Raw genomic sequence first — 25,239 nt, 5'->3', positions numbered from 1 at the left:
AGGAGGTGTTAAGAGATGGATCGTTCTGGAGCAGGTCGAGCAAAGTATTTGAAATCAGTTTCCATATTTTGTTTGATTGTTCATGCAATTGCTAAAGACGGGATACGTATGCCCTTTTTTAGACAATTGCATAGCTACAGTGAACGATAAGAGGTCTCTTAACCCTACGTGAAAATTAAAGAAGTGTGATGAAGAGAGGACGTCTATGTCTTCTTTTTTTATTGTTTAAAATTTGCAGATGGTTCATGTAACTGTCTTCAAGATTTCAATTTTTAGCCATGGGTGGGTTTCGTCTACCTATGGCTTTTTTTAATTTTACTCAAAAGGAGAAATGACGATGATTATATGTGCAGTTAAAGAAATAACGAAGACGATGGGTGGAAATCGAGTTTTCGATGACATTACTCTTGATATTCATGAAAAAGATAGGGTTGGGTTAGTTGGCAGGAACGGTTCTGGGAAAACGACTTTATTTAACTGTTTAGCCAAAGTAGAACCAGTTGATAAAGGGGATATTTTCATAAAAAAAGATTGTACAGTTGGATATTTAGAACAGATTCCGGGCTATTCTTCTGAAACAACGGTTAAAGAAGTTCTTTATAGTCCTTTTCAACAACTAATCGAAATGGAAAAGAAGATGCGATACTTTGAAGGAGAGATGGCGAAACCCCAAACTGAAAAGGAACTTGAGTCTATTATGACAAAATATGCTCATTTACAGGAGCAATTTGCGTTACAAGAGGGGTATGAAATGGAAGCAACTGTGCAAAAGGTGGTGAAAGGGTTAAAGGTTGATGAATTCATGTCTCGTTCGTTTGCTTTGTTAAGTGGAGGAGAAAAGACGAAAGTGTGTTTAGCGAAAACCTTGTTAGAGAAACCGGGTATTTTATTGTTAGATGAACCAACTAACCATTTAGATATGCAGTCGATTGAATGGTTAGAGCAGTTCATTCAAGACTATGATGGGGCGATTGTCGTTATTTCACATGATCGTTTTTTCTTAGATAAAATCTCCAATCGAATCATTGAAATGGAGGATGGATGTCTGCACAGCTATAAAACGAACTATTCAGGTTACGTAAAAGAGAAGGAAGAGCGATTATTAGCTGAGTTTGCGGCTTATAAAGAACAGCAAAAAAAGATAAAAAAAATAAAAGAAGCGATTAAAAGGCTAAGGCAATGGGCAAATGAGGCAACACCTCCAAATGCGGACTTGTTTAAACGAGCAAAAAGCATGGAAAAGGCGCTTGAGCGTATGGAAAAGTTGAAAAAACCGAAGATGGAAAACAAAACGATGGGATTAAAATTTAATGAAGGAAAAAGAACAAGTAACGATTTAGTGGTGGTTAAAGAACTCAGTAAATCTTTTCATGGAAAAGAGGTGTTCTCCGGTGTTAATATGCATATCCGTCATGGAGAACGTGTGGCATTAATCGGTCAAAATGGAGCCGGTAAATCAACCTTATTAAAATTGTTAATGAATCAATTAGAGCCTGACAGTGGTGAAATGAAATTAGGTAATCACTTGAACATCGGTTATTTATCTCAAGAATTTAAAGCTATAAATGAAAACAATACGGTCGTTGATGAGTTCAGGGAGAAAGTTTTTGTAAATGAAGGGGAAGCAAGAGGGATTTTAGCTACCTTTATGTTTTACGGTCCCGATGTCTTTAAAAAAGTAAAATCTCTAAGTGGTGGGGAAAAAATGAGGTTAAAGCTTGCTCAATTTATGCATGAAAACATTAATTTCCTTATTTTAGATGAACCGACGAATCATTTAGATATTGATTCAAGAGAAGTATTAGAAGACGCTTTGGAAAAGTTTACAGGTACGGTTTTGGCCATCTCCCATGATCGATATTTTTTAGAAAAGCTCTTTAATCAAACGTATTGGCTTGAAAGTGGACGTCTTCATTACTTTCCGGGTTCATACCAGTGGGCAAAGGAAAAGGTACAAACGGTGCTTAAATAAAGGGTAACGGTATTAAAGGTTAAATAGCAGTCATTTTGTTCATAAGACAAAGTGGCTGCTTTTTGTTATATGGTCTGAATAATCACCACTATTTGATCCATAATAACCCTATATCATTTCTGTTACCTACATAACACCTTGAAAGGATGCAGCTGATGAAGTATATTCGTTTTTCATTAATCCATCAAAGTTTTAGTTTGTATCACCGATGTATTGTATTTTTTCATCTTCGTATGCATTCAACGAATTCAAATGTAACCTTACTTCAATTTTGCGGTAACTTCTTTCAAGGCTTCACCTTTAATCTACTACAACTGAGCGAAATGCTTATTTAGAGCAGTCTTCTAACCTTATACTATAGACCCTTATTTATACAAGTACCTCAAACTTAATTTTTTGACTTCTCATTTGAAATATAAATGTTCATTTCCATCTTCTTCTCATATAATTAATAGATAACCAGTTTGAAGGAGGAGATCTGATTGTCAGTGAATGCTCACGGGGGGGAACTAATCAATTGTGAGGCATCCGATGATATTAGAGAAGAGCCATTGAGAAAAGCAGAGGGCTATAAGACTCTCACGTTGTCGTCTTGGAGTCTTTCTGATTTAGAGTTAATTGGAATTGGGGCATTTAGCCCATTAATGGGATTTATGAATTCAAAAGATTATCAACATGTGATTCAAGGTATGCGCCTTTCAAGTGGTGTTATTTGGAGCATCCCCATTACCTTACCTGTTTCAAAAGAGAATGCATCTAAGATTAGTCTTGGTGAAGTCATCTCATTAAAAGGTAAGGACGGGATCATTTATGGAACAATTGTTGTACAAGAAAAGTTCTTTTATGACAAGGAACTTGAAGCGCAGCATGTTTATGGGACGACGGATCAAAAGCATCCTGGAGTGAAAAAAATTTATGAAAAGGAGGATGTCTATGTCAGTGGTCCGATCACATTATTAAATCGGCCTAAGCATGATCAATTTTCTTCCTTTTACCTTGATCCGTCGCAAACAAGAGATCGATTTAGAAAATTAGGGTGGAAAACGATTGTCGGCTTTCAAACTCGAAACCCTGTTCACAGAGCACATGAATACATTCAAAAGTCGGCGTTAGAAATTGTCGATGGGTTATTGTTAAACCCTTTAGTCGGAGAAACAAAGGCTGATGATATATCTGCTGAAATTCGAATGGAAAGTTATCAAGTGATTTTGCAACATTATTATCCCAAAGAACGTGTAGAGCTTGTTATTTATCCAGCGGCAATGCGTTATGCGGGTCCTCGGGAAGCGATCTTTCATGCGATTGTCAGAAAAAACTATGGGTGTACACACTTTATTGTAGGTCGCGACCATGCTGGGGTAGGAGATTATTATGGAACGTATGAAGCGCAACATATATTTGATCAGTTTGAAAAAGAGGAGCTGGGGATCAACATTTTAAAGTATGAGCATGCATTTTATTGTACGGTTTGTGAAAATATGGCCACTAAAAAGACTTGTCCTCACAAAGGTGAATCCCATGTTCATTTAAGCGGCACAAAAGTAAGAGAAATGCTTCGAAACGGCACTAAACCACCAAAAGAGTTTACAAGACCAGAAGTCGCAGACATATTAATTAAAGGAATGAAATCAGATGGAAATTAATTTACTTCCCTTGGTTCAAATTTGTTTAGAGGCAGGGAACACAATCATGGACATCTATAATCAGGACTTTGATGTAGTAGAAAAGAAAGATCAATCTCCGTTAACCATGGCAGATCAAAAGTCTCATGAAGTAATTATGAAAGGATTACGAGCTTCTTTTCCATCCATTCCAATTTTAAGTGAGGAAGGGAGTCACTTTTCTTATGAAGAGAGAAAGGAGTGGCCTGCTTTTTGGCTTGTTGACCCATTAGATGGGACGAAGGAATTTATTAAGCGAAATGGAGAGTTCACCGTAAACATTGCGCTTATTCATGAGCACTATCCTGTCGTTGGAGTGATTTATGCTCCAGTGTTAAAGACACTCTATTTTGCTAAGCAAGGAGTAGGTTCTTTTAAATTAAAAAATCTAGCGGGATTCAATCCAGCAAACGAAGCGCAGTTATTATCCAAATCAGATCAACTACCATTGACAAAAGAAAGGAAGCCTGTTCGTGTAGTAGCTAGTCGTTCTCACCCTTCCCCAGAAACGGATCGATTTATTGAGCAACTAAAAGAAAACCATCAAGACATCGAAGTAATTAATAGAGGAAGTTCCTTAAAGTTTTGTGCAGTGGCCGAAGGATTTGCTCACTTTTATCCTCGTTTTGTTCCTACGATGGAATGGGATACAGCGGCAGGGCAAGTCATTGTCGAACTAGCAGGAGGTCAAATGATTCATGCTTATACGAGTAAAAGGTTTTCCTACAATAAAGCTACCTTAAAAAATGAGCACTTCCTTGTCACAAATGGCAACTGAGAAAGGATATTATTTGTTATATTAGACAAATTTATGTAAAGTAAATGTAATTTGATAGTGAGTAGAAAATAGTTATAATAGACTATGATCCACTAAGTTTTAACAGAATTTTTTAAATCTTTTGGCCTAATTCTATTAAAAAGGAGTGATATGCCGTTAATTAGCTTTGCTAATTTGTAGGGTGAATGCATCCGAACTTATGCCTGTGGAGTGTCTGGCCTAGCGATCCTTTTTCGTACCACGTGGAAGCAGGAAGAGAACCGAACTGGATGGGAACGACTGAGGATAACAAAACCGTTCTCAAAACGGCCATTAACAGTGAACGAAATGATTATCATACCAAAAACAATTGCCTTGATTTCAAAGTTGAACGAACAAGGAGAGTCGAATTGCTTAAAGATTGATTGTGATGGCCAAAAACTTTTAGAGTCCTCTTCTAGAAAAGTGATTGAAAACAATTGCTTATATAACAATACGACTTTAAAAGCTAGTCTATCTGCTACGAAAAAAATACTCACAAACGAATATATGCTACCCATTCTACTTTCATACGAGCATCACATCTGTATGGTGACTACAAAATCTTGGTCTTGTGAAGATAGTCATTTTATTTCCTATGACTATCAAGATCGAATAAAAAATGTCGATGACATGGCGTTTTTACAATTATCTGATGACAAGCTCATTCCCCTAGAGATCGCTTACCATATTTTACAGAAACGATTTAAATCATGTTCTCATCTAATGATGATATACTCCATCCGAAACAATTATTTAAGAAGTCACTATATCGCAGAGCGACAATCTTCTTATCGTATTAATGGTCTAGAAAAGAATGAACATTATCGGGAAAATGATTATTATTAACCGATAATGAAAGTGGTGCTTCAATTAAGAAGCACCACTTTTACCTGCTATTCATTATTTTTTGCTGTATCAGAAGATATTTCTAAGTGCTCTTTTAGTTTTTGTGAAAGAGTATTGCGGTCTTCATCAGTGACAATTTGATACGAAACTCCATCAATGTATTTCCCTGTTCCTTCAAGAGCTTGTTTGTCAATGTTCTTTATGGCTGCTGTGTAATTTGATTGAATGGACCACATCTCATCAAACGTTAAGTTAGTCTTAATGTTGTTTTCAACTACTTCTAAAATATTATCGAATTTCGTTATCGAGGCTATGTTTGCGCCTTTTTCTATAACTCCTTCAATGACTTCACGCTGACGAAGCATGCGTCCGTAATCGCCACGAGTATCTCCTTTTCTCATCCTCGTAAAGGCTAATGCTTCTTCACCTGTTTCAAGGGTAATATCCCCAACAGGGAAATCGTAGCCTCCATAGGAAAACTGTAAGTCATTATATACATTAATACCACCAACAGCATCAACAATTTCTTGGAAGCTCTCCATATTCACTTTCACAAAATAATTGATTGGAACATCAAGAAAATTTTCAACTGTATCAATGGTCATTTGCGCACCACCACGAGCATAGGCGTGGTTAATTTTTTCTATTGTTCCATTTCCAATAATCTCTGTCCGGGTATCACGCTGAATGCTGACCATTTTAGTAGATTCCTTGTTTGGGTTGACGGTAAGTAGAATAAGTGAGTCGCTTCGCCCTCGATCTCCGCTTCGTTCATCAACGCCCATTAATAAAACTGAAATAGGTACTTTATCTTCCTTAATGGCTTTTTCTGTTAAATTAGAGTCAATATCCTCATGAATAGTAGCTACTGTTTTTTGAGTTTTATCCCACATGTAATATCCGTAAGCGCCTGTTCCTAAAATTAATACGCCGAAAACGGATAAAGTAATCCAAAGCCATTTTAGCTTTCTTTTTTTCATAACATCATTCCTTCTATTAATCATTATAAATCAAAACAACAGATTATATTAACAAAAAAACAACAAAAATAGGTTCTTTGGAAATGTGGTGGTATAAAAAAATCCCCAATTGTTTAAACAATCGAGGATTAATTTAAATGAAAGTCTTATTGACTTGCCGTTGATGTGCTGATTTCAAGATGTTCTTTTAACATGTTTGATAGTTCAAGACGGTCTTCTTCAGATACGATGTTATACCAAATCCCATTAATCTTATCACCCGTTCCACGGAGTTCATGTGTTTCAATGTCTCCTATAGTGGAACGATAGTTTGATTGAATTTTCCACATATCATCAAAAGAAAGATTGGTTTTTACATTGTCTTCAACCACTGCGAACATATCACCAAATTTTGTTAGCGATGAGATGCTAGCCCCTTTTTGAATAACGGCTTCAATAATTTGACGTTGTCTTTCTTGTCTCCCATAGTCTCCATTAGGATCATCGTATCTCATTCTTGAATATTTTAGTGCCTCTTCTCCATTAAGCTCGATCGTTCCTTTTGGAAATGATTCGCCTTCATAATCGAAAGCAAAACTATTTTCAACGGTCACGCCACCTACACTATCAACAATATCTTTAAAACTTTCCATATTTACTTTAACGAAATAATCTACCGGTATATCCAGAAAGTTTTCAACCGTATTAATGGTCATTTCTGCTCCACCAAAGGCGTAAGCATGATTAATTTTATCTTCTATACCTTTTCCAATAATTTCTGTTTTGGTATCACGCTGGATACTCACCATTTCAATTGATTCTTTTTTCGGATTAGCGGTTATAAGGATGAGGGAATCCGTTCTTCCATTATCTCCTTCTCGCTCATCGACCCCCATTAAAAGAATGGAGATAGGATCTAAGTTTTCAAAATCAACTTCTTCGTCACGTTTATCTGATTTTTCACGATTTAATTCTTCATGGATACTATCAGCTGTTTTCGCTGCTGTTGACCATACGGAATACGCATATCCTGCTGTACTTAACAATAAAACACCAACTACAGATAAAGTGATCCATAACCATTTGCGTTTTTTCTTTATCGTTTTCTCTGCTCTTCCCATCATTAATCACCTTGTATGAATATTTTTGTAAAAAATGGTTCAAAAGTAATATGCATATCTTTTATTATTCAGCTTTTGATAGAAAAAAGCAATACATTTTTTAACTTTAGGAATAATTAGCAATTCTAAAATAGTGGAGGTTGAAGTAGGATTCATTACTATACACTGTATGTTTTCGAAGATGCTTGTTATTAATCCTTTAATTTTTTGAACATCGTTAACAACGGTTGATGCTTGCCAATTAATCCGATTAATTCAGCAGTTATTTGAATCGTGAAAGTAAGAAATACAACAAAAATGAAAGAGCCCCATAAAGTAGATCTGGAAAAAATGATGGCACTTATTCCAAAAAAAGTTCCGATGGCATAAATAATTAGAACGGTTTGTTTATGACTAAATCCAAGTTGTAATAGGCGATGATGTAAGTGTGATTTATCGGGATCTAATATTTTTTGTTTATTTAATAATCTTCTAAGGATGGCGAAAAAAGTATCAAAAATAGGAATAGCCAAAACAATAATAGGGATAACAAGACTAAAAATCGTCACACTTTTATACAAACCTAACAGTGATATGATGGAGATGCAATAGCCTAAAAATAGTGAGCCAGTGTCTCCCATGAAAATTTTAGCTGGGTAAAAATTATAAATTAAAAAGCCAAGTGTACTTCCAATTAATATGGTCGTAAGAGATATGATAAGGAATTGACTATTTAGAGTTGCTAGACATAAAATAGACGTCATTGCAATAATTGAGACGCCTGATGCTAAACCATCGAGTCCATCAATTAAATTAATGGAATTCGTAATCCCGACAATCCAAACAATCGTTAAAATATAACTAAATATTCCTAAATATATTCTCTCTGAAGAAAAAGGAAGTGTTATAAAATCAATGGTTATACCAGAAAGAGACACGATGCAAGATGCTGATAATTGACCAATAAATTTGGTTTTTGCATTCAGTGTGTATTTATCATCGAGTGTTCCAACAAGTAAAATAATACTTGCACCAATTATCATAGGCCACAGGTGAATGATTAGTTCATGTAAATAGAGCAAGCCAGATAATGTACCAATGACAATAGAAGCGCCACCTAACCTGGGCATTACTCTACTATGAACTTTTCGATAATTAGGATGATCAATAAAGCCAAACCTTCGAGCGAACTTCATAACGAAGGGAGTAACGATAATGGATACTGTTAATGAAATAATAAAAGCAGTAATATAGTCAGCTAATGAATACATTAGACACCTCTCGAACAAAAAATGATGAAATCAATGAAAGTTTTCAGTAAATTATTGTTCCCTTTTATATTCCACTAAAACCTAGCTGATACTGGAATGTATTAAACGTTTTTTAAGACTACATCGTATATATTTTCCAATTTTTGCGTTTGTTTACTTAGGTCGAAGAATTTCTCCACAAACACTCTAGCCTCAAGGCTCATTTCTTTCCATTTAGAATCATCCTTAAGAAGTAAGTCTAGATATGTACTAAGTTGATTAACATCCTTTGGTTTTGCTAAATAACCTGTTTGACCATGTTGAACAATTTCTGGTATTCCACCTGTTTGAAAGCTAACAACAGGAATACCTAGAGCAGCAGCTTCAACAAAAACCATTCCCAAACCCTCGGATGCCCCAGATTCAACCTCAACACTAGGAACACATAATATCTTTGCTTCCTTCATACGTTCAAGGACAACTTTATGAGGTTGTGGACCTGAAAATTGAATATTAAAACTAATGGTTTTTGATAAAGCGAAAAGATCTTTTTTTAACGGTCCGTCTCCAATTACTTCGACTTCAAGGTCTTCGATTTGTTTAAGGTTTTTAACGGCATTAATTAAGTATGAGCAACCTTTATTCTCGACCAATCTACCTACAAATAATATTTTGTTTTTTTTATTTAAAGAGCTTGCAGGTGTCAATTCCTTTGTGTCCGTTCCAATATAGTTGACAAAGATTCTTTCTGATGGAAAGCCATTTTGAATTAATTTTCCTTTTATAAATTTCGAGATCGCTATATAATAAACATTTTCATTGTATAATTTTCGTCTGTTTTTTACATAGTTTCGTGAATTAAAAGCACCTTCTAATAAAGAATCGTCTTTTGCGGTAGCATCATAACCATGGAAGGTGACAAACAAAGGAATATTTAATTTTTTGGCCATTGGCCATGCTAAAACACCATCCGGACCAAAGTGGGCATGGATCAATAAAGGGTGCTTCTCTTTTATCCACTTCGTCATTTTAGGATGGATAGATGTTGATTTTTTTAAAGAAGGTTGATATTGTATTGGTTTCTTTTTTAAGATCATCAATAAATACCTTTTCACTCGGAATGACAATGCTATTTTTGGGCTTTTTAAAACCAGCAATATAAGGGGAATACTTTTGATAAGAAATAAATTGATTATAAATGAACGTTTCTGAAATGGGTAAAATAGAATCTCTAAAAATTAGTATGTTTTTGGTCATAAATAATATCCCTTTTTATTGGTTAAACTAGCATCTATTTTAACACTAGTTGTCTGTAAATAGAAAATCATTTCACTAACTAGTTGATTTTGTATAAGATTACTTTATTATTTATAGTTAAATAAAACTCTCCCTATCAATTATTAGTTTAAGTTGTGAGTTACTTATATTGCTGTTAGAATGATATTGATTTATTTGTGCATTTAATGAAATTATTGCTTTGCAATTATATTGCTTTTTATACAAAAACTCAAATGGTTTAGGTCACTTGAGGTCTGATTGATATATTTTATCCATTTTTTTCGTAATATTTTATATTGGTGTTTATTCTATCGTCCCTCCTGAGTTTTGTCTCAAATGAACGGGATGGGGGGTTCTAAAAATAATTTGAAAGAGGTTCATGAATGAAAATTTTATACATATCTTGGTTTTCTTCGAATGAGGGTTCTAGAATTCATGCAAATGAATTTATGAATGCAATGGAGAAGATTGGACATGAGGTAATACCAGTTGACCTCTCCAATAGAAAAAATTATAAAAATAATAATATGTATCACAAAAAGAACGCTATATTTATCCAACCTTTTTTTACTGAAATCAGCAAGTTATTCGGTGTTATTCCTAGGTTCCTCAGATTAAGGAATTATGTTAAAAAAATTAATCCAGATGTTGTTATTAATCGCTATTCGATATATGACATATCCGCTATTATTATTAGACTTATCTATAGGATTCCATATGTAGCTGAGGTTAATGCTTCTAGCATTGTGGAAAAGGATATTACAAAACAATTTTATTTTAAGAGAACAGCTCGATTAATTGAAAAATATATCTTTAGAAAAGCAGATATTGTTACTGTCGTGTCCAAAGAACTCTTGAAATATTTTGAAGAAAATGAATATCGTACTGATAATGTGATTGTTATACCAAATGGTGTAGATGCAGAGAAATTCAACTCTGAAAGAACAGAGCAATTAGAAGGATACCCTTTTGACGAATGGGAGGGTAAAGAAATAATCGGTTTTTTAGGTAGCTTAAAATCTTGGCATGGTGTTGAAAGACTAATTGATATATTACCAGTCTTAATTGAAGACAATCCTTTAATAAGGTTGCTAATTATAGGAGATGGCGAGGAACATCGAAGACTGAGTCAACTGGTTATGGACAAGAAACTCTCCAACTACGTTCATATTACTGGTAATTTACCTTATGATCATATTCCTAAAGCATTAAAGTCAGTAAATGTTTGCATCGCACCGTATTACAATATTGATCATTTTTATTTTTCGCCTATTAAAATATTTGAGTATATGGCGATGGGAAAACCAGTAATTGCACCCGCTTTAGGGCAGTGTGAAGAATTAATTGTTAATAACCATAATGGGATATTATTGCCAGAAAATACAAATGAACAATTAATAGTAGCAATAAAAAGAATTTTTATGGATAAAAAGCAATTAGAACGATTAGGAGTAAATGCTAGAGAGTTTATTATCAATTCGTACACTTGGGAACAGAATGCAAAACAAATTGATGGAGCTATTAGAAATGTATTGGTTAAGTAGCTAATAATTCTGGCGAATCTACAAAAGACAAATATTCACCAGAATTATTAAATATTCATAAAAAGCATTTTATTGTTTATAAGAAAACATTTCGACTATTGCTTTTTTAAAGGTCTTGATAGGTTCCTGAATAGAATGATGCTTACGAATGAAAAAAAATGTTAATAAAAAAATAGCAATAGGCGTGTTATATAGTTCTTTAAATAAAGGTCCTTTACTTATGACTTGTTTTTCAGTGGTACGAGACTCTTGAGATGGTTTAAGATGATATACAATTATTTCAGGAAAATAACTTATTTTTACTCCTGATTTAAGGAGTTTAGTTAAAAAAATGTTTTCTTCACCAGAAGGATATTTCGCGCCGAGTCCAAAGTTCTCGTTAAACTGAATCCTGTTTGAAAAAATAGAGTATGTTTTTATAAAGACTTCTATAGAAGATTTTCGTAACACATCTCTTTGGGAAATAGTAGGGTTTTCTTTATTGGAATACTCTTTATAATAAGTATTCTGAACGGGATCATAAATTTTAAAGCATAATACATCCCCATCATTTTGATTAAAATAAGTATTTACTTTAATAAATGCATCTGATGGGTACCAACAGTCATCATCTGAAAAGGTAACAATAGAGCCAGAAATGGCTTTCAAACCTTGGTTTCTAGCGATAGAAAGGCCCTTTTTTTCTAACTTTATGTGTTTGTACACAAAAGAGGTATTTGCTAGTAACTCACTAACTAATAGGTGGTTGTCTTGAGAAACAACAATGACTTCAAAATTCTTATCGGTCTGTTTTTCTAAACTGATTAATAGGCGAATTAGTTCTGCTTTTCGATTTCCTAATGTAGGGATAATAACACTAATCATAGGTGAAATTCCTCCTGTTTAAGTAGAGGTTGATCAGAAGATCATCCAAAAAATGTTTTCTTGTTTTAAATGTCCTTAAATATAAATAGGACTAAACTAGTTCATCAATTGCCTGTGATATAATAAGGTTGTTTGTTTTTATTTTACCTTGTGTTGGATGCGTAAGCTAGTAGTCGCTATCATACCTAATTACGATTGATGAATGACCATTATATACATGTCTAAGCAGATTGTAAAAAATAAATCATATATATACGTTCAAAAATGGCAGGGAGACATATTGGTCCCTAATTTTAAGCCATTACTTGTTGAACGATGAGGTGTAGTAATTGGCTAATAGTATGAGAATTTTTAAAAATATTCTTTATTTATTTACGAGTAATGTTCTAGTAAGAGTATTATCAGGAGTGGCAGGCTATTTTAGTTGCTACATATTTAGGGAAAGAAAATTATGGTGTTTTAGCAGTTGCTCTTTCATTTGCAGCTATTGCTGGTTATTTTACTGAACTGGGTCTGACTCAAACTTTAGTAAGAGAAGGAACGAAAAAAGGAAGCAATCATAACGTGATTGTGAGTAGCTTTTTTACAGTAAGAATAATATTAGCCATACTTACGATTATTGTTTCCATTTTCATTATCAACTTTTTCTATTCAGATCCACTTATGCGCTACGTGTTGTTTGTTTCTGTTATTCCTACTATAGTAGGGGCAGCCTTACAAGGATTGGGTACTGCCTATTTTCTTTTAATAGAGGAAATGAAGTACACGGCTTTAATTAAAGCAATAACAGGCCTGACGACTGCCGTTTCTTTGTTTGCAGGAATTATTTTTCAACTACCGTTAGAATGGATCGCCCCTATATATGGAGTGGCAAACATACTTGCGGGAATTGTTGCTTATAGTTTAGTGAGGAAAAGAATAAAGCTATTTTCTGGTTGGGATCGAGGAATTATTCATCATTTGCCTTCGTTTATGATCAGTGGGTTAACGGTGTTGTTATTAGCACAAGTTGCTCCAATTATTATGGAAAAAGTAACAACAAAAGGTGAAGTAGGGACTTTTTCTTTAGCTTTTAAGATTCCTTCCTTACTTTATCAAGTTCCTGGGATTGTGGCGATGGCTTTTTTCCCAATATTATTTCGATTAGGCAACGAGAAAAGTTGGAATGAACATCGTCGTACAAATACAATCCAATTAAAAGTAATGAGCTTTCTTGGAATCTCCATTGTTTTGCCTTTATTTTTATATAGTGACTATTTAATAGGATTTTTAGACCCGAGTTGGGATAAAACTGCCACTGTTTTAAAAATATTATCATTTTTACTCTTATTGCAATCCATTAATTATCCATTGGCTGATGGATTAACAACAAGTGGGCAACAAATAAAAAGAACAATGTCTCAGTTAGTGGCTTTAGGAGTTGCCGTTATTCTTTATATTATTCTTGGGAGAGAATATGGGAGTATAGGCGGAGCGATAGCAGCCATATCCACAGAAGCTACTATGATGACTCTCTTTATTATTTTCTATAGAGGTAGTATAAAGGTATTGTTTGACGGAGCATTTATCAATTTTGTAACATTTATTATGATTATTTTGGGAAGTTTTTATATCAATATCAGTATGCATCCTTTAGTGGAAATGGTATTGGTTGAAATATTATTTGTTTCTTTTGTCCTAATGGTAGATAGTCCATTAAGAAAGTATATATATTCACAAATTCAAATTATACGAAAAAAACTATTTTAAGCTGACATATACAACAGTAATAGGAGTGGGTTTGTTGAAAAAGATCGCTATCATTTTGCAATCGTTTGAAGGTGGGGGAGTAGAGAAAGTTCTTATTAACTTAGCTAATGAACTAAGCCGTACACATCATATTACGATACTGGCAATGAGCCACTCTGGTGAATTAAAGGATGAATTGCTATCACATATTAGAGTTGTAAATTGTAATGTAAAACGAGCATATAAAATGGCTTTTCCTATTAAACGTTTTGTTACGGAGGAAAACCCTGATCTTATTATTAGTGCTAAACATTTTTTAAACTTGACAACCTTAATTACTAAAAAATACCTCTTGAAAGAGTCCACAGCAAAGATTATGGCTACCGTTCATGGTCATATTGGAAGTGGATTGAAAGAATTTGTTATGAAAAAACTGATTAAAAGCGTATATCCTTTCTCAGATGTTATTATATGTGTATCTCAAGGAGTATTAGCTGAAATTATTGAATTGTCACCTGATTCTAAAGAAAAAGTTAAGGTGATTTATAATCCTGTGATTACTCCTTCTTTTTTAAAGAAAGCAGACGAGATCCCTTCTATGCTGAAAGAGAAGGATGAGAGATGGATTGTCACAATCGCGAGACTATCTCAAGAAAAGAATATAAAATTATTAATTGAAGCTTTTCACCGTGCTAAAATAGATGAATTAACGAAGCTTTATATTATTGGTGATGGACCCGAGAGAGAAAAATTAGAGGAATTAGTGAATAAATTTAAAATTCAAGAAAAAGTATTTTTTTTAGGTTTTCTAGACAACCCATACACTTATTTAAAACAAGCGGACCTATTTGCACTGACTTCTAACAGTGAAGGATTGGGGAATGTTTTAATTGAAGCCTTATACTTTAACGTACCTGTCATTTCTACAGATTGCAAAAGTGGGCCTAGGGAGATCCTGAAAAATGGTGAGTATGGAATGTTGGTCCCTGTTAATGATGTAGAAGAATTGTCAATAGGGATTAAAGAGATACTGAATAATGGAATGGCTCAAAAAAGACAGGATGTTGATCTAACTCCTTATGAGCAAGATAAGGTCCTTTCAAATTATTTAGATGTAATGAAAAGTATCATGAATTAAGGTGTGAGATGATGCAAAGGATAATGTTTCTTATTAGTATATGTTTTATGTTTTTGCTTTCAGGATGTGGAGAAGAACCATTAAAATTTCGTAATTTAGTGGAAGCAAACCAGTATATGAAAAATAATATTCAATCAATGGATTGGAATAATTTCGAGAAGTTATTAGCTAGTAAGAATGAAATTTCAGAGGAACAGTTTGTTTTTTTGAAAGAAATGCTAAATGAAAATAGTACTTGGTCAAATATTGTTGTTGAAGATAGAATATACATCTATGATCAAGAAGCAAGCTTTATGTATATGACTCAATGGACAGTGGAAGATGGTACACTTTATTTATCCAGTATTCATTATATTGATTGACTATGAACAAAAAAGGAGATTTAATCGTGAAGTCTTATGGAATAACAGCTTACTATAGATACGGTGCCATTATTCTGTTTTGTTTTTTGTTATGTACAATTCAGTTTACCGGAGCAAAATGGTTTATTAACATTACCCCAATTCCTAGTACGGCTCTACTAGCATTTTTAGCTGCTGGTTTCTTTGTATTATCCTTTATGAGTAATCAAAATAAGCAGTTTGATTATCAACAAAATAAAGTTGTTAACCAATTTATATTACTTTTTGTAATCGCCATAACATTATCTGCACTATCAAGTATTTATACAGCCTTTCAAATTCATAGTGTAGAGTATACTGCTTATATAAAGTCATCACTTATTACTCGTATGTTATATTATATTACATTTGTTAGCTTACTCTTTTTTGGTTTTAATGTACTAAAGGACTATAGTCAAGATAAGCTTATGAAGTGGATCAAGTTCTACCCTATTTCCCTGTTTTTACTTATGTTAATTGGGGTTTGGCAGATTCTTTATTTCACCACAGATTTTATTCCGTTTATTGGTTTAGACACTAGATCTTACGTACATAGTATTCAAGGAACGAGTATGTTCGACTTTAGAATTACCTCTTTTTTAGATGAACCTAGTTATTTAGGTCCGCTTCTTATCGACTTTTTAATATTAGGTTTTCTTGTATTTTGTAAAAAATGGAAGTATGTTGTCTTTATTGCAATACCTACAACAGTTGTATTATTATTTTCTTTTTCAGTTAGTGCATACGCTAATTTACTGCTTATTACACTTTTTCTTCTAATTCAATTATTAAAAAAGATAGATGTTATTAATATAAACTATAAAAAAGTTGCCATTGTAAGTGGGATCATGCTAGTCGTTTTATTCGTTTTCATTTTCATTTTTCAAGATTTATTATTAGGTTTCTTTTCTCCAATTATCGGAAGATTCGGAGGGCTTCTAGATATAAATAAATCGAGCAGAATGTATATGTATGTTATGCCTGCTTTTTGGTTATTTGATCATTCATTCCTTTCTGGATTATTTGGATACGGACCTGGCTCTTATGATTTTCTATCTAATACAAAAATTCTTCCTTATAGTTTAAACAACTTGAGCGTCTCATCAAATAATATATTTGTAGATTTTTTATTTGAAACAGGTGTTGTTGGTGTTGGTTTATTAATTGTTGGATTGACTTTTTTATTCATTTATTTGTGGAAGAGGTTTACCAAAAACATCTATACTTTTATTGCTTTGACAGAGTTTGTTCATTTAATGATTACTTCTTTATATAGATCAGACTACTCTACGCCAAGATTTTGGGTATTGTTACTTATTATCTTTTTATTAAGTAGATTTGAAAGTAACAAAACGGCCACTTCTATTGGGAAAGAAGGAGGTAAGTAATTTTATGAGAAAACGATTAATATTATTAATGACTCTAACCCTTCTTTTAACAGGATGTGAATTAATCTATAAAGAAGAAGCAGAAAAATACCAACAAGTTGGTGACGAAATAGAAACGTTAGATATGGAATTCACCTTCAATAAAGCTAGTCTTGAAAGAGATCTTAATATTAACATTCCTAATAATGAAGTTGAGTTTGAAATACCTAACAAGGATATCACAATTGAGTTAGATGAAGATTCAATTACTTATTATCAAGTTTATAATCAAAATTTTAATATTGGTGATGTTATCAAGGTTGGAGCAGATATCAATGAAGTTATTAGTCATGAAGAGTGGACGATCTTGTATGAGTATGAATTAAGTCAAGCTCATTCCAAAGTATTCTTTACTAAAAAAGACTACAAAGTAATATTAGATATTAAGGAAGAAATAATAGATAGTATTGTAATAATTCAAAAGAATCAGCCGTATGCACCTTACGTATTAGAAAAAGAGACGGATATTGAAGACGAAAAATTAAAATTTATGAGTAAAGGTGTTAATTTACAGATAAATTATAAAAAGAATAACAGGGGAGTTGTAAAAGATTCCTTTCTGAACTATGCCAAAATAGGGTTAGTGGAAGATATTCCTGTCCCTGTGGGAGCAAGGGAATATTATGTTGAAAAAAAATTAGATGAAGGATTTCTTCTAGATGATATTGGTGTTTATCCTTCCGATAGTGAATACTATATGTACTATAATCATTTAAATACGTACCTTGGGATGAATGAAGGGGTTTTACAAGAGTTCATTATTCCAGTAGAAATTAAAGAAGAAGAACTATTGAACGTTTATACCTTTAAAAATAGAAAGATGCAATTAGAAGAAGGACTTGAGTTGTCTTATCAGTTAGAAGATGAGGTTGTCATTTATTTAATTATAAAAAAAATAGAGGAATAGTGTTGTTGCTGAGTTCTTTTTGTGAAATCAAGTTTTTTGTTAAATAAGATTTTTATTTAAGGAGCGTTTTGAAGATATGAGTCAACCTTTAGTTTCAATTATTACACCGGTCTATAACGCTGAACGGTTCATTGAAGGTACCATCCAATCAGTGTTGGACCAGTCTTATGCTAAATGGGAACTTCTTTTAATAGATGATGTTTCTACTGATAGAAGTAGAGAACGGATTAAGCCTTATGTCGATAAGGACGAACGCATTAAACTGATCGAGCTTCAAACTAATAGTGGAGCCGCTATTGCAAGAAATACTGGAATTAAAAGAGCAGCAGGTGATTATGTTGCTTTTTTAGATAGTGATGATATGTGGCATCAAAAAAAATTGGAGAAACAGATAGCATATATGATTGAACATGATTATGCTTTTACTTTTACCTCATACAGTATAATTGATGAGAATGGAGAACAAACTGGGAAAACAGTTCAAGCCCCACGGGAAGTAGATTATGAGTATTTACTGAAGAATACCCTTATAGGCTGCTTAACGGTAGTGTTGGATAAACGTAAAATTAAGAAGATTGAAATGGTAAATTTAAGGACAAGGCAGGATCTTGTATTGTGGTTAAGCATCTTGAAAACGGGGATAAATGCTTATGGATTAAATGAGTCACTTGCATACTATAGAAAAGTCCCAGGCTCAATCTCAAGCAATAAAATCAAAACAGCTAAGCAAAATTGGAAAGTGTATCGAAAGATTGAAGGGCTTCCTTTTTGGAAGGCATTATATTGTTTTGTTCATTATGCATATTATGGTTTTAAGAAAAGATAGGCGTAATGAGTAGGAGGTCCTATCACATAAATAATACACAAAGGAATGGACTCAATTGCCTTCCTTTGTGTATTTAGTTCATACTCAGTATTGTCCTAGATGTGATTTAAGTTCTTTTTTAAGTTCTTCAAGTGCCTCTTCATTTGCTATGTAATAGTCAAGGTGATAGTCTGTATTATTAGGCTGACCCTCTAAAGTTAAAGTTTCGATATTAGATGAATTAAAGTTAGAGTATTTTTGATAAAATCCTATGGCATCACTTACTTTTAAGTTAGTTTCGACGTTGTCTCCAACCGCTCCAGCAATTTTATCAATTCTAAGTAATGTATTGACTGAAGTTAATTTATCCACTACTGCCATCACTACTTGCTTTTGACGCTCAATACGTCCTATGTCTTGCAGAGGATCTTGCTTTCTCATTCTTGCGTAGGCTAATGCTTCTCGACCATCTAGTTTCATTGCACCTTCAGAAAACTTCAATATTTCCATTCCATCATCACTAATTTCTGTAAAGTCAAAAGGTACATCCACAGTAATGCCGCCTACTCCATCAACAATTTCTTTGAAGGCTTCAAAATTAATGGTTACATAATAATCAACAGGAATGTCTAAGAAGTTTTCAACTGTTTCAATTGTGTTTTCTTTTCCCCCATAAGCATAGGCGTGGTTAATTTTCTCCATCGTACCCTCTTCAGCTAACTCCACACGAGTATCCCTAGGGATACTTAATATATTCATACTAGTATCGTCAGGATTAAAGGTGGCTAACATTAAAGAATCCGATCTTCCACTAGTACCACCAGTTGAATAATCTTCCACACCCATTATTAGTATGGATACTGGATCATCTAAAACTGTAACTGCTTCAGTTCTAAGCTTAGAGCGTTCCCGATCAAGATCATCATATGTTTTATTTGCAGCTTGCCATGTACTTGATACAACATAAACGGAATAAATACAACCACTAATAAGAAGTAGGGAAGCAACGGTAATAATAAGTTTTAAAATAGGTCTTTTCTTCTTTTTTCTTCTTTTTACAACTCTTCTAACTTTCTGGTTGGTCATTTGTGTTCTCCTTCAGTTTTGCAAATTTCCTCTGTATAGTTTAACATACCTTCGTTAATGACACTTTTTCCATTTGTTTTATCAATTATCCACGTTTTGAAGGATTCTTTGTCGATTTCGGGAATGAATATTTCTATACACACTGATTCTTGATAATCGATGTTATTTATGATGATATTCTGACTATGTAAGGCGTTTTCCACCACTCCTAATAAAGGATAGTCTATCGTCATTCGAATTGTTCTCATTAATGAACGTTTGACGACTCCTAGTGTATCTAGAGCGGCTGATACAGCGCTTCCATAAGCACGAATGAGTCCGCCCGCTCCTAGTTTTATTCCGCCAAAATATCTTGTTACAACTACTACTGTATCGTGTAAATGTTTCTTTTTTAAGACTTCAAGCATAGGGACACCAGCTGTACCAGTAGGTTCTCCGTCATCACTAGTCTTTTGGATATGGTTTTGCTCTCCTATAAGGTATGCAAAGCAGTTATGATTGGCTTGACGGTGTTTCTTTTTTATTTTTTCAATAAAAGATTGAGCTTCTTCCTCGCTAGTGACTCTACCAATATGACAAATAAATCTTGATTTCTGAACAATGATTTCATGTTCTCCGTATTCAATTACTGTATAATAGTGAGAAAGCATATTAATTAAACCTCCATAATTTTGAGAGGGGCATTTAAAAAGTAAGAAAGTAAAAAAATCTTTCCTTATTTAGGTTGCGCCTTTATTGTTGTCTAGCTCCAGCGCTCAACGACTCGTAAGTTTTTCGACGCATAGGAAGTGCTAGCGTCAACGTTAGTTCGCGCGTCGTGACTGTTCTTAGTTGACGTTCCAATTGTTGTGTGTCGTTAAACGTGCGCCCTGAGCTTTTCTAAATGACAATATTCTTTTATTATAATTTGATAAGGTGAAATGTTCAATTATATCAAAGAAGTTGTTGAAGTTTTAATATGCGTTCTTGATTTGTTATTAGCTTTATTACATTTATTAGAACAAAAACCGCTTTTGGAGGGTGGATGTTGAGTATACAAAAACTTGATGCTAAGTTATTGGATAAAATTTTGGAGAAAATGGTTAAGACCGTTCATACTAGTAAGGATGAAATATTTGAGATTGGTGAAAATTCTCGAAGACAGTATGATGATTTACTTCAAGAACTAAGCAATATAAAAATTCAAGTAAATGATATTATTGAACAAGGTGACCAATTAGGTGCTCATTCTAGGCTTGCGAGACAAAGGTTATCCGAAGTAAGTAAAAACTTCCAAAAATATTCAGAGCCTGAAGTTCATGAAGCATACGAAAAAGCGCATAAGCTGCAAGTGGATGTTGCTATGCTTCATCAACAGGAGAAACAGCTTCGTGATCGTAGGGACGAACTTGAAAGAAGATTAGTTAACTTGAAAGGAATTATTGAGCGAGCAGATTCTTTAGTCGGGCAAATATCCGTCGTTATTAACTATTTAAATCAAGACTTGAGGCAAGTGGGAGAAATTATTGAAGACGCAAAACAAAAACAAGAATTTGGACTAAGAATCATTGAGGCTCAAGAGGAAGAGAGGAAACGACTTTCTCGAGAAATCCACGATGGACCTGCTCAAATGCTTGCAAATGTATTGATGCGTTCCGAATTAATTGATCGAATCTCGCGTCAACAAGGACCTGAACATGCCTTAGAAGAAGTGAGAAGCTTACGCGTAATGGTAAGAGATGCGTTATATGAAGTACGGAGGATCATCTATGATTTAAGGCCAATGGCTCTAGATGATTTAGGATTAATCCCTACTTTGAGAAAGTATTTATCAACGATAGAAGACTATAATGGAAAAACGTCCATTGAATTTTCCTATCGTGGAGAAGAAGATGATGATCATCGTTTACCTGCACAGTTCGAAGTAGCCCTATTTCGTCTAGTTCAAGAAGCCGTTACGAATTCTTTAAAACATGCGGCGGCGACAAAAATACATGTTCGAGTAGAAGTGAAAGATGACCTAGTGAACCTAGTAGTTAAAGATAATGGTAAAGGATTTGACCAGTCTAAAGTAAACAATCGAAATAAAAAATCCTTTGGTTTGCTAGGAATGAAGGAACGTGTAGAATTATTAGAGGGGAAAATGACAATTGATTCTCGACCAAACATAGGAACATTTATTATAATACAAGTACCACTCAATATTTAGAAAGTTATTAAAAATAATGACTATAGACATCTTGACCAAAGTACTGGTAATTAGTTTAAAATGGTAATGGGGGAGGCATTAGTATGAGTAATAAAAAAACCAAAATCGTGGTAATTGATGATCATCAATTGTTTAGAGAAGGTGTAAAGAGAATACTAGATTTTGAACCGACATTTGAAGTGGTGGCAGAGGGTGACGATGGAGAGGAAGCTTTGGCTATTGTGGAAACAAATAATCCTGATGTTGTGATAATGGATATTAACATGCCAAATGTCAATGGGGTTGAAGCGACAAAACAACTTGTAGAAGCAAATCCACAAACAAAAGTTATCATTCTGTCCATACACGATGATGAAAACTATGTCACACATGCGTTGAAGACTGGTGCCAGAGGTTATTTGTTGAAGGAAATGGATGCAGATACCTTAATTGAGGCAGTTAAAGTAGTCGCAGAAGGTGGTTCTTATTTACATCCGAAGGTCACACATAATCTAGTCAATGAATATAGAAGACTTGCGATAAGCGGAACGGCTCCAAAGGGACAAGTTGCTGCTATAGAGATTAGACGTCCTTTACATATATTAACAAGACGAGAATGTGAGGTACTACAAATGCTTGCTGATGGGAAGAGTAACCGAGGAATAGGAGAAGGACTCTTTATCAGTGAAAAAACAGTCAAAAACCATGTGAGTAATATTTTACAAAAAATGAGTGTGAATGATCGAACCCAAGCAGTTGTTGTTGCTATTAAAAATGGTTGGGTAGAGGTTCGATAATTGAAAATATAAAGGGGGGCTTGAACCTGGTTTCGTCATTTGGGATCAGGTTTTTTCATCTTTAAAAGCTATTCACTTTACAAAGAATACACCTTCTTTTGAAAAGCTAGTATCGTAAATAAGGGACTAAAAAATGATCATTTCATATAAAGGGTGCATTTTTTTACAGTTTCTTTTACAATAAGAAGTAATATAATGAGTTTATACTTAAAAGTAAGGATGGTACTGTTCATGAAAACAGCAATTGTAACGGATAGTACAGCCTATATTCCGAAAGAGCTGCGAGAGAAGTATTCTATTTATATGGTTCCTTTGAATGTCATCATAGGAGATCAATCTTTTCAAGAGGAGATAGAAATATCAGCAGATCAATTTTGGAAGGAGATCAAAAGTGTTGATGGAGAACTTCCTTCTACGTCTCAGCCTTCCATTGGTCATTTTGTAGAACTGTTTGAAAGATTATCGAAAGAATATGATACAATCATTTCAATTCACCTTTCAAGCGGTATAAGTGGAACATATAGTGGAGTACCACTGCAGGGGATATGGTTGATGATATTGAGGTTTATACTTTTGATACAGAAATAAGCTGTATGGTTCAAGGGTTTTATGCATTAGAAGCTGCAGAAATGGCTTCAAATGGTAAAGAACCTGAAGAGATTTTGTCTAAATTAGAAGCAATGAAGCAGTCGTCTAGAGCTTATTTTATGGTTGATGATTTGTCACATCTTCAACGTGGAGGAAGGTTAAATGGAGCTCAAGCTTTTGTAGGGAGCTTGCTTCAGGTCAAACCATTGTTGCACTTTGTTGATAAAAAAATCGTTCCCTTTGAAAAAATTCGTACTCGAAAAAAGGCGTTAGCAAGGATTTATCAGTTGCTGGATGAGGATGCTAGTAAGGGTGAGCCTATAAGGGTTACCGTCATTCATTCTAATCGAGAAGAAGAGGCCAAGCAAATGATAGATGAATTAAAAGAAAAGTATCCACATGCTGAATTTATATTAAGTTATTTTGGACCTGTTATTGGAACGCACTTAGGTGAAGGTGCAATTGGTATCGGTTGGTGTTTGAACTAATATAATTATATTTTTTATTTTGAGGAGAACTGTTAAGGTTCTCTTTTTTAATTTCTAAAAACTATATTGAAAGTGCCGATGATAGGAGGGAGAAGTAGTTGTATTTTTCTAGAGAAAGGAATGAATGTCATTGTCTTATTATGGAAGGCACATTACCCTACCTCCTCATATGTCTGTAGAAGAAACGGGGATTCAAACGGAAAAAGCGATCATATATTCAAAAGGGAGCTGGTTTTGCCGTCGTTGTGGAAATGAAAATCAGGGACTCTTTGCTAGCTTTGAATGTGCTTTATGTAACAAATCGTGCGCTTACTGCCGGAAGTGTGTGTCGTTAGGAAGAGTTTCTAGCTGCACTCGATTAGTAACGTGGAAAGGAGAAATGCCGCGATTTTCACAAGATGTATGTTTAACTTGGAAAGGAATATTATCGAAGTCTCAAGAGTATGCTTCAAGAAAAATAGTAGAAACCATTGAAAAGAAGCAATCTATTTTAGTTTGGGCTGTATGTGGTGCTGGGAAAACAGAAATGCTATTTTCAGGAATTGAACATGCCCTTCGCTCTGGAAAGTATGTGTGCATTGCCTCACCAAGGAAAGATGTGATTATAGAGCTCTTTCCACGAATTAAGGAGTCCTTTCCTAGAGTTGATGTATTAAGTATTTTTGGCGAAAGTGATGACCGTGGTAAAATTAGCCCTCTTGTTCTTGCTACTACCCATCAGCTTCTTCATTACAAACATGCCTTTGATGTCATGATCATTGATGAAGTGGATGCATTTCCTTATTCTGTTGATCGAAGTTTAGCTTTTGCTGTTAAAAAAGCATGTAAACCTCAGTCCTCCTTCATCTACTTAACAGCCACCCCTTCTAAACCCTTTCAAAAACAATTTTGTCACGATCAGAATGTTATTATCCCAGTAAGGCATCATGGCCATCCTTTGCCGATTCCTCAATTTGTTTGGATTGGTAGTTGGAAGAAAAAATTAAAAGTCGCAAACCAGTTAAACAGAAAAGTGGTGACATGGATAAAGGAGCAGGTATCTGAAAATAATCAAGCTTTTTTATTTGTGCCAGACGTGTCTATTCTTGAAGAAGTAGTTAAAGTTTTACAAAAGATAGATGAAAGAATTGTTGGTGTTCATGCTGAAGATCCGAATCGGATAGAGAAAGTGAGTGCGTTTAGAAAAGGAGAGGTTCCTGTAATTGTAACAACGACTATATTAGAACGAGGCGTCACTATAAAAGGAGCTAATGTCGGTGTGTTAGGAGCAGAATCCTCTATTTTCACTGATCGTGCTCTTGTTCAAATGAGCGGAAGAGTGGGAAGAAGTAAAGAATGTCCAACGGGAACCATTCTCTTTTTTTCACTTTGGGAAGTCAGCAGCTATGGTACAAGCTAGACGTCATGTAATTAGAATGAATCAATTGGCAATGAAACAAGGGTTGTTAAACGCAC

At 34.1% G+C, this 25,239-nt stretch carries 23 protein-coding genes and 1 pseudogene; 16 read left to right on the top strand and 8 right to left on the bottom strand.

The window, feature by feature from the left end; translation table 11 throughout:
* The first annotated feature begins 15 nt into the window (after positions 1-15).
* From LC087_RS11510 to LC087_RS11490, 5 genes are all read left to right on the top strand, one after another.
* Positions 16-150 carry an RAxF-45 family protein gene (locus LC087_RS11510; RefSeq protein WP_264189964.1) on the top strand — a complete coding sequence of 45 codons (135 nt, stop codon included), beginning with the start codon at positions 16-18 and terminating at the stop codon, positions 148-150.
* A 187-nt stretch (positions 151-337) separates the two neighbouring features.
* Positions 338-1,972, top strand: coding sequence for a ribosomal protection-like ABC-F family protein (gene abc-f / locus LC087_RS11505; protein WP_226541662.1), 1,635 nt, complete (start codon positions 338-340; stop codon positions 1,970-1,972).
* Positions 1,973-2,454: 482 nt separating this feature from the next.
* Positions 2,455-3,615, top strand: coding sequence for a sulfate adenylyltransferase (gene sat / locus LC087_RS11500; protein WP_306019580.1), 1,161 nt, complete (start codon positions 2,455-2,457; stop codon positions 3,613-3,615).
* Positions 3,605-4,411 (top strand): 3'(2'),5'-bisphosphate nucleotidase CysQ, encoded by an 807-nt coding sequence (gene cysQ, locus LC087_RS11495; protein ID WP_226541659.1) that lies wholly within the window; start codon positions 3,605-3,607, stop codon positions 4,409-4,411. The genes sat and cysQ overlap by 11 nt, the downstream gene beginning before the upstream one ends.
* Positions 4,412-4,738: 327 nt before the next feature.
* Entirely contained in the window at positions 4,739-5,278 is a 540-nt protein-coding gene (locus LC087_RS11490) for a competence protein ComK (RefSeq protein ID WP_226541658.1), read from the top strand.
* 47 nt (positions 5,279-5,325) lie between these two features.
* Here the strand turns inward: LC087_RS11490 and LC087_RS11485 are convergent, their stop codons facing one another.
* From LC087_RS11485 to LC087_RS11465, 5 genes are all read right to left on the bottom strand, one after another.
* A complete protein-coding gene (locus tag LC087_RS11485; RefSeq protein ID WP_226541657.1) occupies positions 5,326-6,258 on the bottom strand; it encodes an LCP family glycopolymer transferase in 933 nt (310 codons plus the stop codon).
* 146 nt (positions 6,259-6,404) lie between these two features.
* Positions 6,405-7,358 (bottom strand): polyisoprenyl-teichoic acid--peptidoglycan teichoic acid transferase TagU, encoded by a 954-nt coding sequence (tagU, locus tag LC087_RS11480; RefSeq protein WP_226541656.1) that lies wholly within the window; start codon positions 7,356-7,358, stop codon positions 6,405-6,407.
* A 191-nt stretch (positions 7,359-7,549) separates the two neighbouring features.
* Entirely contained in the window at positions 7,550-8,608 is a 1,059-nt protein-coding gene (locus LC087_RS11475; RefSeq protein ID WP_226541655.1) for a glycosyltransferase family 4 protein, read from the bottom strand.
* A 101-nt stretch (positions 8,609-8,709) separates the two neighbouring features.
* The gene (locus LC087_RS11470; protein ID WP_306019579.1) at positions 8,710-9,684 is read right to left on the bottom strand and encodes a glycosyltransferase; all 975 of its coding nucleotides are present in this window, start codon (positions 9,682-9,684) and stop codon (positions 8,710-8,712) included.
* The gene (locus tag LC087_RS11465; protein ID WP_306019578.1) at positions 9,617-9,844 is read right to left on the bottom strand and encodes a hypothetical protein; all 228 of its coding nucleotides are present in this window, start codon (positions 9,842-9,844) and stop codon (positions 9,617-9,619) included. Before LC087_RS11465 ends, LC087_RS11470 begins: the two co-directional genes overlap by 68 nt.
* 404 nt (positions 9,845-10,248) lie before the next feature.
* Here LC087_RS11465 and LC087_RS11460 point away from each other — a divergent pair, with 404 nt between their 5' ends.
* Positions 10,249-11,409: a glycosyltransferase family 4 protein gene (locus LC087_RS11460; RefSeq protein WP_226541653.1), complete on the top strand. Its 1,161-nt coding sequence runs from the start codon at positions 10,249-10,251 to the stop codon at positions 11,407-11,409.
* 69 nt (positions 11,410-11,478) lie between these two features.
* Here the strand turns inward: LC087_RS11460 and LC087_RS11455 are convergent, their stop codons facing one another.
* Positions 11,479-12,273: a glycosyltransferase family 2 protein gene (locus tag LC087_RS11455; RefSeq protein WP_226541652.1), complete on the bottom strand. Its 795-nt coding sequence runs from the start codon at positions 12,271-12,273 to the stop codon at positions 11,479-11,481.
* A 417-nt stretch (positions 12,274-12,690) separates the two neighbouring features.
* Between LC087_RS11455 and LC087_RS11450 the strand changes: the two genes are divergently transcribed.
* From LC087_RS11450 to LC087_RS11425, 6 genes are all read left to right on the top strand, one after another.
* Positions 12,691-14,022 carry an oligosaccharide flippase family protein gene (locus LC087_RS11450; protein ID WP_306020816.1) on the top strand — a complete coding sequence of 444 codons (1,332 nt, stop codon included), beginning with the start codon at positions 12,691-12,693 and terminating at the stop codon, positions 14,020-14,022.
* A 34-nt stretch (positions 14,023-14,056) separates the two neighbouring features.
* Positions 14,057-15,139 (top strand): glycosyltransferase, encoded by a 1,083-nt coding sequence (locus tag LC087_RS11445; RefSeq protein ID WP_226541647.1) that lies wholly within the window; start codon positions 14,057-14,059, stop codon positions 15,137-15,139.
* A gap of 11 nt (positions 15,140-15,150) precedes the next feature.
* Positions 15,151-15,501, top strand: a complete 351-nt coding sequence (locus tag LC087_RS11440; protein WP_226541645.1) for a hypothetical protein — start codon at positions 15,151-15,153, stop codon at positions 15,499-15,501.
* A gap of 26 nt (positions 15,502-15,527) precedes the next feature.
* Positions 15,528-16,907, top strand: coding sequence for an O-antigen ligase family protein (locus LC087_RS11435; RefSeq protein ID WP_226541641.1), 1,380 nt, complete (start codon positions 15,528-15,530; stop codon positions 16,905-16,907).
* Positions 16,908-16,911: 4 nt separating this feature from the next.
* Positions 16,912-17,853 (top strand): hypothetical protein, encoded by a 942-nt coding sequence (locus LC087_RS11430; RefSeq protein WP_226541639.1) that lies wholly within the window; start codon positions 16,912-16,914, stop codon positions 17,851-17,853.
* Positions 17,854-17,929: 76 nt separating this feature from the next.
* Complete coding sequence (locus LC087_RS11425) at positions 17,930-18,679, top strand: glycosyltransferase family 2 protein (RefSeq protein WP_226541637.1); 750 nt, start codon at positions 17,930-17,932, stop codon at positions 18,677-18,679.
* An 84-nt stretch (positions 18,680-18,763) separates the two neighbouring features.
* On the opposite strand, the gene LC087_RS11420 is transcribed toward LC087_RS11425, so the two are convergent.
* Both LC087_RS11420 and LC087_RS11415 read right to left on the bottom strand, forming a co-directional pair.
* On the bottom strand, positions 18,764-19,744 hold the full coding sequence (locus tag LC087_RS11420; RefSeq protein ID WP_226541635.1) for an LCP family protein: 981 nt from the start codon (positions 19,742-19,744) through the stop codon (positions 18,764-18,766).
* Positions 19,741-20,394: a YigZ family protein gene (locus LC087_RS11415; protein ID WP_226541634.1), complete on the bottom strand. Its 654-nt coding sequence runs from the start codon at positions 20,392-20,394 to the stop codon at positions 19,741-19,743. Before LC087_RS11415 ends, LC087_RS11420 begins: the two co-directional genes overlap by 4 nt.
* A gap of 377 nt (positions 20,395-20,771) precedes the next feature.
* On the opposite strand from LC087_RS11415, the gene LC087_RS11410 reads away from it, so the two are divergent.
* The 4 genes and pseudogenes from LC087_RS11410 (at position 20,772) to LC087_RS11395 (ending at position 25,183) form a co-directional block, all read left to right on the top strand.
* On the top strand, positions 20,772-21,932 hold the full coding sequence (locus LC087_RS11410) for a sensor histidine kinase (RefSeq protein ID WP_226541632.1): 1,161 nt from the start codon (positions 20,772-20,774) through the stop codon (positions 21,930-21,932).
* A gap of 83 nt (positions 21,933-22,015) precedes the next feature.
* Complete coding sequence (locus LC087_RS11405) at positions 22,016-22,708, top strand: two-component system response regulator DegU (protein ID WP_226541631.1); 693 nt, start codon at positions 22,016-22,018, stop codon at positions 22,706-22,708.
* A gap of 231 nt (positions 22,709-22,939) precedes the next feature.
* A pseudogene (locus LC087_RS11400) lies at positions 22,940-23,784 on the top strand (DegV family protein).
* Positions 23,785-24,163: 379 nt separating this feature from the next.
* Complete coding sequence (locus LC087_RS11395) at positions 24,164-25,183, top strand: helicase-related protein (protein WP_306019576.1); 1,020 nt, start codon at positions 24,164-24,166, stop codon at positions 25,181-25,183.
* Positions 25,184-25,239 lie beyond the last annotated feature (56 nt).

This window comes from Bacillus carboniphilus, assembly GCF_020524035.2.
Taxonomy (GTDB): domain Bacteria; phylum Bacillota; class Bacilli; order Bacillales; family JAIVKR01; genus Bacillus_CC.
The sequence above is the reverse complement of the archived record's forward strand: the minus strand, read 5'-3'. Positions and strand labels throughout refer to the sequence as shown.

What these genes read in the sequence shown, in the direction of transcription:
- LC087_RS11395 (WP_306019576.1), top strand. Translation starts at nt 24,164, where the DNA reads ATGCCGCGATTTTCACAAGATGTATGTTTAACTTGGAAAGGAATATTA.
- LC087_RS11470 (WP_306019579.1), bottom strand. Translation starts at nt 9,684, where the DNA reads ATGATCTTAAAAAAGAAACCAATACAATATCAACCTTCTTTAAAAAAA.
- LC087_RS11485 (WP_226541657.1), bottom strand. Translation starts at nt 6,258, where the DNA reads ATGAAAAAAAGAAAGCTAAAATGGCTTTGGATTACTTTATCCGTTTTC.
- LC087_RS11420 (WP_226541635.1), bottom strand. Translation starts at nt 19,744, where the DNA reads ATGACCAACCAGAAAGTTAGAAGAGTTGTAAAAAGAAGAAAAAAGAAG.
- LC087_RS11455 (WP_226541652.1), bottom strand. Translation starts at nt 12,273, where the DNA reads ATGATTAGTGTTATTATCCCTACATTAGGAAATCGAAAAGCAGAACTA.
- LC087_RS11490 (WP_226541658.1), top strand. Translation starts at nt 4,739, where the DNA reads ATGATTATCATACCAAAAACAATTGCCTTGATTTCAAAGTTGAACGAA.
- tagU (WP_226541656.1), bottom strand. Translation starts at nt 7,358, where the DNA reads ATGGGAAGAGCAGAGAAAACGATAAAGAAAAAACGCAAATGGTTATGG.
- LC087_RS11430 (WP_226541639.1), top strand. Translation starts at nt 16,912, where the DNA reads ATGAGAAAACGATTAATATTATTAATGACTCTAACCCTTCTTTTAACA.
- LC087_RS11510 (WP_264189964.1), top strand. Translation starts at nt 16, where the DNA reads ATGGATCGTTCTGGAGCAGGTCGAGCAAAGTATTTGAAATCAGTTTCC.
- LC087_RS11440 (WP_226541645.1), top strand. Translation starts at nt 15,151, where the DNA reads ATGCAAAGGATAATGTTTCTTATTAGTATATGTTTTATGTTTTTGCTT.
- LC087_RS11425 (WP_226541637.1), top strand. Translation starts at nt 17,930, where the DNA reads ATGAGTCAACCTTTAGTTTCAATTATTACACCGGTCTATAACGCTGAA.
- cysQ (WP_226541659.1), top strand. Translation starts at nt 3,605, where the DNA reads ATGGAAATTAATTTACTTCCCTTGGTTCAAATTTGTTTAGAGGCAGGG.
- LC087_RS11465 (WP_306019578.1), bottom strand. Translation starts at nt 9,844, where the DNA reads ATGACCAAAAACATACTAATTTTTAGAGATTCTATTTTACCCATTTCA.
- LC087_RS11460 (WP_226541653.1), top strand. Translation starts at nt 10,249, where the DNA reads ATGAAAATTTTATACATATCTTGGTTTTCTTCGAATGAGGGTTCTAGA.
- abc-f (WP_226541662.1), top strand. Translation starts at nt 338, where the DNA reads ATGATTATATGTGCAGTTAAAGAAATAACGAAGACGATGGGTGGAAAT.
- LC087_RS11415 (WP_226541634.1), bottom strand. Translation starts at nt 20,394, where the DNA reads ATGCTTTCTCACTATTATACAGTAATTGAATACGGAGAACATGAAATC.
- LC087_RS11475 (WP_226541655.1), bottom strand. Translation starts at nt 8,608, where the DNA reads ATGTATTCATTAGCTGACTATATTACTGCTTTTATTATTTCATTAACA.
- LC087_RS11405 (WP_226541631.1), top strand. Translation starts at nt 22,016, where the DNA reads ATGAGTAATAAAAAAACCAAAATCGTGGTAATTGATGATCATCAATTG.